The following is a 9236-nucleotide window of genomic DNA, read 5'->3' on the forward strand; positions in this document are numbered from 1 at the left end:
GCTTAGCCTGGCGCTGATATCGCCGAACATGCCGTGCCATTCGTAAGTAAACTGCTAAGAAAAAATAATGTCGATGGGCAGATTTATATTGGTCGTGGTCCACAGAACAGCCTGACCGACAACGTGGCGGATACCGCCATGAATCAGAGCGGCCTGACCAGCGGGATCGCGCTGGTGGCTAACGGCTCTGCCACCAACAACGGCAACATCGTGATTGGCTCAAAGGTGCAGAACGCGGCGGGCATGTCGGCGACCGGTGCCAGCGGGGTCACGATGGTCAATAACGGCACCATTGATGTGAACGGTGCCGCCGCCAGCGTGCCGCGTGAAAACGTCGGCATGTTGGTGACTAACAGCAGAGGCACCATCGACAATAGCGGCACCATCAACCTCAACGGCGTCAACGGCACAGGCGTGAAAGTGGTGGCGACCAATGGCAATACTGCTTCCGCAAGTTCAACGGGCACCATCAACGTCGCAGGCGGCGCGGATCCGGCCAGCGGCACGCGCAACTTTGGCGTGTGGGTGGAAGGCCAGGGCTCCGGTCAGGCGAGCGCAGACGTTAACGGTCCGGTGAATCTGAGCGGCACGGGTGCGATTGGTGTCCACGCGCGCGGCAATGCCACGGTGGAGGTAGCAGCCAACGCGATACCGACCTTCAGCAACGGCAGCAATCAAATCGCTTTCTTCGCCTACGGCCCTGATGCGCGGATTAACGTTGCGGGCAACAATCCCTTCAATGTCACCACCACCAACTCGACACTGTTCCGCGTGGAGCAGGGCGCGGATTTTGATGGCACCGATCTGTCGCTCACCGCATCGGGCGCAGGTTCTGTGGCGGTGAACGGCAGCGGCAGCGGTGGCACCGAGGTGAACACCCGCAACGCCACGCTCAGCGTCAGTGGCGCGGGCGCGACGGGGGTGAATATTGAAGGCGGCGCAACGGGTACCATCGACAACGACACCACCATCAATCTCACTGGCAACAACGCGATTGGCGCGATTGTCGATGGGCAGAAACATACGCTGGCGGGCAGCAACAGCGGCGCACCGGTAACCAGCACCGCGTTAAGTTCTGCTGCGGCACTGAATTCATCGCAAAGCGGATTGATCGGCTATCTGGCGCGCAATCGCGCACAGCTTACCAACACTGGAGATATTGCTTTCAGCGGCACAAACGCCACTGGCATACGCGTGGAGAGCGGCGCGACCGGCACTAACAGTGGCAACATCAGCATCAACGATGGCGGCACCGGGATTGCGGTGAACAGCAGCGGCAGCACGGCCAATACCACGGCTAACAACAGCGGCAACATCGACGTGAATGGCGGCAGTATCACCCGCCGCAGCCGGGGAGTGAGCGCCAGCGGCAGCCGGGCGATAGCCAATCTCAACAGCGGCACCTTGAATCTTAACGGCACTGGCGCTATTGGCGCAGAGGCAATCAACGGCGCACGGGTGAATATCGCCGCCGGATCCACACCAATATTTAATAACAGCGATCAGATTGCTTATCACGCGGCAGGCAGCGGCTCGCGGATCATCTCGGCCGCCAACGCGCTGGACGTGAATACGCTGAATTCAACCGGATACCGCATCGATGATGGCGCCGCACTGAGCTTCAGCAACCCGACGGCGCTGACTACCAGCGGCGTCAACGGCACCGGCGTTATTGTCTCTGGCAACGGCAGCACGCTGAACACGGCTAACGCCAGCTTCACCGCCAGCGGCCAAGGCAGCACGGCGATTCGTACCGAAGGCGGCGCGGCGACCACGCTTGATAGCGGCAGCAGCATCAATGTGAGCGGTAATAATGCAGTGGGCGTGCTGGTCAATAATCTGCGCAGCGATCTCAGCAACGCGCTGGATGGCACCTCAGCAACGACCGCCGTTACCAGCAATGCCAACCTCAGCGGCGCAGGCAGCAACGCCATTGGGTTTGATGTCACCAACGGTGCCTCGCTGGTAAACAACGGTACGGTAGATCTCAACGGCAGCAATAATATCGGTATCCGCTCGCGCGCAGGTAGCACGATGACCAACAACGGCACGGTAAATGTGGCGAACGGTACCGGGTTGGATGTGTCCGGCAGCGGCAGCACGCTGGCCAAAGGCGGCGTGATCAACGTCGATAACGGCGTGGCAGGTGTGCGCATAAGTGAAGGCGCACAGCTGGCGTTAACCGGCAGTGATACCGTCATCACCACGCGTGGCACGGCGCACGGTATCCTGGTCGATAACGGCGCGACTGCGCTCAGCGCAAACGATGCCACGGTGAATGTACTGGGCAGCGGCAACGGCATCGAAAACCGTGCCGAACTCAGCAATGTCAGCCTGAGCAACCTCACACTCAACGTGGCAAATGGCAACGGGATCCGCACCGCTGTGCCGTTTGATCCGGCCTCCACGGTGACCAGCAATGTGACAGGCAGCGGCACCGGCTTGAACATCGCTAATGTGGATGGATCGACCACTAGCGGCAATCTAACACTGGGATCGGGCTATCAATTTAATGTCACCGGCGCGGGCGGCAGCGGTATTCGCGCCAACACCACCGGCGATGTCACCACCGCCGCAGATGTCACGATCGACAATCCGGCGGGCGGATCGGCCCTGATCTCCAGCACAGCAGGCACCATCGTTAACACCGGGACGTTTACTTCGAACAGCCTGACCGCGCCGGTGGTCGATTTGCGCGGGGGCAAAACCCTATTTGTTAACTACGGCACCATTATTACCGCCAATCCACAAACCGTGGCGGTGGCCGGTAGCAATGCCAATGATGAAATCCTGCTCACTGAAGGCGATGTGCGCGGCGATATCAACCCCGGCGGCGGCTCCGATGTGTTCCGTTGGACGGGCGGTACGCTTAACGGCAGCCTGACGATGGGCAATGACAATAACAATAGTGCGGAGGTCAACAATGTGGATCTCGGCACCACCTATCACCTCACCAGCGGCAGCGGAACCGGTAACACCCTGACGTTCAACCAGATCGATTCTCGTGGCGGGAGCTTGAGCGCCGATGACCTTAATAAAGGGGTTAACCTCGGCAGCGGCTGGAGCACTATCAACTTTGCCGATACGCAGTGGACGTTGACCGATAACCTCAAATTGGCGCACAGCACCATTAATGTGGATGCGGATTCCACGTTATATGCTGGCAACAATGTGCATCCGACGTTAGCGGGCGGCACGGCGGATTCACTCACGGTGAACAACGCCGGTATTCTCGATCTGACTAACGGCGCGGGCTCGCCGGGCAACACCTTGAATATCAATGGTTCACTGGCTTCCAGCGGCGGCCAGCTTAATCTGATCACTGACCTTAACGAAGGTGGCACACTGAGTAATCAGTTCACTGACCACCTCAACGTCACAGGCAATGCCACGGGCACGACGCTGGTGAACGTCAAACTGACCGACAGCAGCACCGGCGCGTTAACCGACCTCAACCGTAACGGCGGCATTGAGGGCAACGAGGGGATTTCGCTGGCACAGGTGGCGGGTAACGCTGGCCCCGAGAGTGTTGCCCTTAAAGACGGCTATCTCGGCGCAGGGCCCTGGCAATACCGGCTCTACACCTTCGCACCGGGGAGTACCGATCCCAGCCAGCGTTTGGTCAGCGGCAGTGGCAACAATTACTGGGATTACCGGCTGGCGAATTATTACGTTTGCGAAGATGGCGCCAGCTGCCCATCGACCTTTATCACTGATGCGTTTGGCAGCGGGAAAATATACGATGCGCGTCCCGCCGTGGTGCCGCAGGTGCCGTCCTATATCTCTGCACCTGTTGGCCTGGCGTATTACACCTCGGCGATTATCGACGATCTGCATAAGCGTCTTGGTGAGTTGCGTCATGAGCAGACACGGCCGGAAGGCGATGGCGGCGAGATGTTCCTGCGCTATATCGGCTCAAATCTGAAGTACAAAAGCGACCAGAGCTTCCGCGATTACGGCTATGACTTCGATCTGGATTACAGCGCGGTGCAGGTGGGTGGCAACGTGCTGCGCCTCGACGGTGATAAAGACAGCCTGCGCGGTGGCTTAGCCTATACCCGAGGTAACACGCGCATCCGTCCGGATGCCGCAGACGGTTACAGCAGCACCACCTTCGACAGCGACAGCCTGGCCTTTTACGGCACCTGGCAGCGTCAAAACGGTTTCTATCTGGATGGCGTGCTGTCGTTCGACTGGCATCGTGGTGAAACCGATATCGCACGGCAAAAACAGGAAGCGAAGCTGAAGGGCCATGGCTGGACCGCCTCGCTGGAGAGTGGCTATCCGTTTGATCTCGGCGATGGCTATAAACTGGAACCGCAGGCGCAGTTGATGTACATGAAGCTCAACATGAACGACTTCACCGATGAAGATGGCAACAAGGTGCGTTACGGTGATTACAACCAGACCATCGGACGTTTAGGCGCACGTCTTGATCGCACCTGGACCGACGACAGCAATCGCCAGTACACCCCTTACCTGCGCGCCAACTATTACAAAGGCTGGGGCGGCACGGCAGAGACCAACATCTCTTCGGTAGAAAATCCTGCGCTGAGCGCCACCTTTACCAGCGGCCACTTTGGCCAGATGTGGGAAGTGGGCGCGGGCGGCACCGCCACGTTGCAGAAGGATGTTTCACTGTATGCGGAGGCGGACTACCGCAAAGAGATCAGTGGCAACGGGGCCAAAGGGTGGCGCTATAACGTTGGCGTGAGGTGGCAGTTTTAAATGAGGACATTTCAAGCGTCACCTTGAATGTCGTCGTTCAATGGCTGCGGTATTTGGTCAGGTCGCGATAAATGGCGTCATTATACGGATGCGGGAATCGGCCTGATCGCCATCAATTGCGGGAGTTGGCTCAGGTGCACATTGATGTGCACCTTGCTCATCTTGCGCGTCTGCAAAACCTTGATTTCATATACTCTAAATAAAATTTTATCGATCAATTTCTGCCACAAAAAACAAGGGCATTGTTCACCATGGCTTTAATTCAGGATAAAAATTAATTCTTCGTGCTAAAGCCTGCCTGCTCTGCTGCCGAAAAGGTAAAAAAGTTTAATTGATTTTTTCCTTTAGCCTGCATTTTGCAAGGACAACACACATGCGGAACAACCAGCCTATCACTCAGCGTGAATTTATCTTTGATGATGACGCCACGCTGATGTCGACCACCGATCTCAGCAGCCACATAACCTATGCCAACGACGCCTTTATTGAGGTTAGCGGTTTCGAGCCGGAGGAGGTCAATGGGCAACCGCATAACATGGTGCGTCACCCGGATATGCCGCCGGAAGCGTTTGCCGACATGTGGGCCACCCTGAAACAGGGCGAACCCTGGACCGCGCTGGTGAAAAATCGTCGTAAGAATGGTGATCACTATTGGGTGCGAGCCAATGCGATTCCGGTGGTGCGTGAAGGCAAGGTGCAGGGTTACATGTCGGTACGCACCAAACCTTCCGCCGAAGAGATCCGTCAGACCGAAGCGCTGTACCGTGATTTCCGCGAAGGGCGGGCCAAAGGCCGCCGTTTCCATAAAGGGTTGCTGGTCGGGACCGGCTGGCGTCGTCTCGGATCACTGTTAAAAATTATGCCGCTGCGCTGGCGTATTCGCTCTACTTTGCTGGCCGTACTGCCGCTGTCTGTTATCGGCGTCTGGCTGCTGGGGATGGCACCGATGGCACTGGGCAGCTTTGCCGCAGGCATGGCAGGTTTATTGCTGCTGGCGAGCCTATGGCTGGAGCAGCAGATTTCCCGTCCAATGGAGCGTATCTGCCGCCAGGCATTAAGCGTCGCCACTGGCGCCAGTCATAAGGTGGATCAGTTAGATCGTGTGGATGAAATCGGGATCACGCTGCGTGCCATCGGACAGCTCGGCCTGATGTTCCGCTGGCTGGTGGATGATGTGAGCGGCCAGGCGATCAATGTACTCAGTGCCAGCGGTGCGATAGCGCGCAGCAACGACGAATTGAGCCGTCGCACTGAGCAGGCGGCGGCCAACGTGCAGCAGACCGCCGCCACCATGAATGAAATGACCGCCACGGTGAAAAGCAACACCGATACGGCTAATGAAGTAAACAAGCTGTCAGAAAATACCAGCCACGCCGCGCTGAAAGGCGGTGAAGTGATGCAGGAGATGGTGGGGATGATGGCGGAGATCGCCGACAGCTCGAAACGCATCGCCAATATTACCAGCGTGATTGACGGCATCGCTTTCCAGACCAACATTCTGGCGTTAAACGCCGCGGTGGAAGCGGCGCGTGCCGGTGAGCAGGGCAAAGGGTTTGCGGTGGTCGCGGGCGAGGTGCGCAGCCTGGCGCAGCGTAGCGCCAAAGCCGCCAGTGAAATCAAAACGTTGGTGGAAACCAGCGCGGGTCGCGTGCAGTCGGGCAGTAATCACGCTGATGCGGCCGGGCGCACCATGCAGGATATTGTCGACCAGGTGCAAAATGTCACGGCATTGATTGCCCAGATCAGTTCTGCCACGGCGGAACAGTCCATCGCGTTAAGTGAAGTGAGTACTGCAGTGGAAGATCTCGACGATATCACGCACCAGAATGCCGCTCGCGTGGCGGAAAGCGCCGAAGCGTCCGGGCGCATGACGCGTCAGGCGAATCGCCTGGTGGAAGCGATCAGCGTGTTTCGTTAAAGGATATTGCACGCGGCGCGAAATGCGCCGAATCGTCTGGTCGAAGCGATCAGCGTGTTTCGTTAAAGCGTCTCGCGCGCTGCCCTTAATGCGCCGGGTGGTGAGCCGACAATGCGTTTAAACGCCCGGCTAAACGCCGCCAGCGAGCCGTATCCGAGGTGGAAGGCGACGCTTTCCACCGCTTCGCCCTCATTGACGATACGTTCCACCGCCAGCCGCATGCGCAGTTCAGTGAGGTAGCGCAGCGGCGTCATGCCGGTAGCCGTTTGAAAACGGGCGGCAAACACTGAGCGTGAACTGCCCGATTCGCGTGCCAGCCGCTCCACCGTCCAGTTTTCGCCCGGCTCACGATGCATGGCTGCCATCGCCAGGCTAAGACGCGGATCGCGCAGTGCCTGCACTAATCCACTGCCTTTGCCGCAGCCGTTTTCCACCCAGCCGCGCACAATCTGCGCCGCCACCACATCCGCCAGTCGGGACAGAATCCCGGCGAAACCGGCTTTGCGCTCGCGGGTTTCACGCTCCATCGCATCGAGAATCGGCTGGATTTCCGGGTACTGCGCCAGCAAGGTACTCACCAGCATGACATCCGGCATGGTGTGTACCAGCGGCTGCATACCGCCGAGTTCAAACGCCATGCAGGCGCTAAATAAAATGACATCGCTGTCGTCCGGGCAACCTTCGCTGCTGTCAGCGATGTCACAGACGCTGCCACAGATCGGTTTGCTGTTGAAGGTGCCAATCGGTTCACAAATGGCGTCTTCGCTGGAGATCAACGCGTGCGCTTTGCCGTGCGGGATCAGCATCGCATCGCCTGCCTGCAACGGATAGATCACGCCAGACGCTGAGCGGATCATTAACGATCCACGGCCAACAAAGTGCAATTGTGCTTTGCCCGGCGCGTCATCGTATTGCAAACCAAAAGGGTTATGTAAGGCGATACGCTGATATTTCACGCCATACAGGCGCATGCCCATCAGCAGTTCACTGGTCAGATCTTCATAGCGGCTCATACGAATCCAGACGAATTATCAAAAAACAAAGTTTTTGTATCATAGATCGTCTTGCGTCATCTCACTATGCTTACAACCTGAATTTTTGTGATGGGGATCGCAAATGAGTCTGGATACTGAAGTAGTCGAAACAAGTATAGCGGTGGATAAACCCGCATGGGGCGCGGTGTTTGCCATGGCGTTTGGCGTGTTCGGCCTGATCACTGCCGAATTTCTGCCGGTGAGCTTGCTGACACCGATTGCCGACTCGCTGCAGGTGAGCGAAGGGCAAGCGGGCCAAACGGTGACCGTGACTGCGCTGGTGGCATTGCTCACCAGTCTGGTGGTCGGCAACCTTACGCGTCGTCTCGATCGTCGCGTCGTGATGCTGGCCTTTACGCTGCTGCTGATTGCCTCGGCGCTGCTGGTGGCATTTGCAGAGAATCTGCCAATGATCCTGCTGGCGCGCGTGCTGCTCGGCATGGCGATTGGCGGTTTCTGGACGCTTTCCACTGCGATTACCATGCGGCTGGTGCCCAGCGATCAGGTGCCGAAGGCGCTGTCGATAGTGTTTAGCGGCATTTCGCTGGCGACCATCATTGCCGCACCGTTGGGCAGTTATCTCGGCGGCATTATTGGCTGGCGTAATATCTTTCTGCTGACCGGTGCATTGGGCGTGCTGGCGTTGTTCTGGCAGTTCTTCACACTGCCTGCGATGCCGCCAGAGAATAAAGCGCGCAGCGGCGGCGTGCTGGATCTGCTGCGTAACGGCCTGATGCGCTGGGGCATGCTGGCGGTGATCATGATGTTCACCGGACACTTTGCCTTCTTTACCTATCTGCGTCCGTTCCTGGAAAGCAGCGCGCAGCTCAATATCAATCAGCTGTCGCTGGTGCTGCTGGCGTTTGGCGTGGCGAACTTCTTCGGCACCTCACTGGCGGGTTACCTGGTGACGCGCAGCGTGTCGCTGACGCTGACCGGCATGGCGCTGGTAATGAGTGTGACGGCGGTGGTGCTGGTGAGTTTTGGCAATCTGCCGTGGCTGGTCGGTGCCGGCGTGGCGGTGTGGGGCCTGGCATTCGGTTCGATGCCGACCGGCTGGTCAACGTGGATCTCCCGTGCGGTGCCGGATGATGCGGAATCCGGCGGCGGTTTGCTGGTGGCGACGATTCAGTTGGCGATCACCGCAGGTGCTGCGGCCGGTGGCTGGATGTTTGATCTCAACGGCGCGGGCGGTGTGTTCCTCGCCAGCGGCGTGCTGATGCTGCTGGCGGCCATCACTATCTTTACCCGCGTTCGTCATCACGGTTAATTTACCTGCGGCACCGGTGTTTAGTCACGCGTGATCACGCAGGCTGGGGCCGCTTTGGGACTGGCGTCCTCGCGCCGCTACGCGGTGCCCTCACGTCATTCGTCTGCCTGACGGAACGGCGGGGGATGGCACATCCCTGTGCCGCCCCGCCTTCCGCCCGCGTCCTGCGGGCTATCCTGGCAGACTCATTCTGTTCGGCGCTGCGGATTGCCTGTCCCCAAGCGGCCCCAGCCTGCTTCTGAACACTTGTGCGTATTGTTAGCAATCTCTTTGAAATGCCTGCCTC

General features: G+C 58.4%; 4 protein-coding genes. 3 read left to right on the forward strand and 1 reads right to left on the reverse strand.

What is annotated here, in order from left to right; genetic code table 11:
• The first annotated feature begins 33 nt into the window (after positions 1 to 33).
• Together FD737_RS17130 and FD737_RS17135 are read left to right on the forward strand one after the other, a co-directional pair.
• On the forward strand, positions 34 to 4728 hold the full coding sequence (locus FD737_RS17130) for an autotransporter outer membrane beta-barrel domain-containing protein (protein WP_370523096.1): 4695 nt from the start codon (positions 34 to 36) through the stop codon (positions 4726 to 4728).
• A 373-nt stretch (positions 4729 to 5101) separates the two neighbouring features.
• Entirely contained in the window at positions 5102 to 6646 is a 1545-nt protein-coding gene (locus tag FD737_RS17135) for a PAS domain-containing methyl-accepting chemotaxis protein (RefSeq protein WP_097118969.1), read from the forward strand.
• A 62-nt stretch (positions 6647 to 6708) separates the two neighbouring features.
• Here the strand turns inward: FD737_RS17135 and FD737_RS17140 are convergent, their stop codons facing one another.
• Complete coding sequence (locus tag FD737_RS17140) at positions 6709 to 7659, reverse strand: AraC family transcriptional regulator (RefSeq protein ID WP_097118970.1); 951 nt, start codon at positions 7657 to 7659, stop codon at positions 6709 to 6711.
• Positions 7660 to 7762: 103 nt separating this feature from the next.
• Here FD737_RS17140 and FD737_RS17145 point away from each other — a divergent pair, with 103 nt between their 5' ends.
• Complete coding sequence (locus FD737_RS17145; RefSeq protein WP_097118971.1) at positions 7763 to 8950, forward strand: MFS transporter; 1188 nt, start codon at positions 7763 to 7765, stop codon at positions 8948 to 8950.
• Positions 8951 to 9236: the final 286 nt, after the last annotated feature.

This window comes from Pantoea sp. Seng (assembly GCF_009829935.1).
In the GTDB taxonomy this organism is placed as follows: Bacteria; Pseudomonadota; Gammaproteobacteria; order Enterobacterales; family Enterobacteriaceae; genus Pantoea; species Pantoea communis.

Coding starts and splice junctions, on each gene's coding strand:
- FD737_RS17145 (WP_097118971.1), top strand. CDS start 7,763: ATGAGTCTGGATACTGAAGTAGTCGAAACAAGTATAGCGGTGGATAAA.
- FD737_RS17135 (WP_097118969.1), top strand. CDS start 5,102: ATGCGGAACAACCAGCCTATCACTCAGCGTGAATTTATCTTTGATGAT.
- FD737_RS17140 (WP_097118970.1), bottom strand. CDS start 7,659: ATGAGCCGCTATGAAGATCTGACCAGTGAACTGCTGATGGGCATGCGC.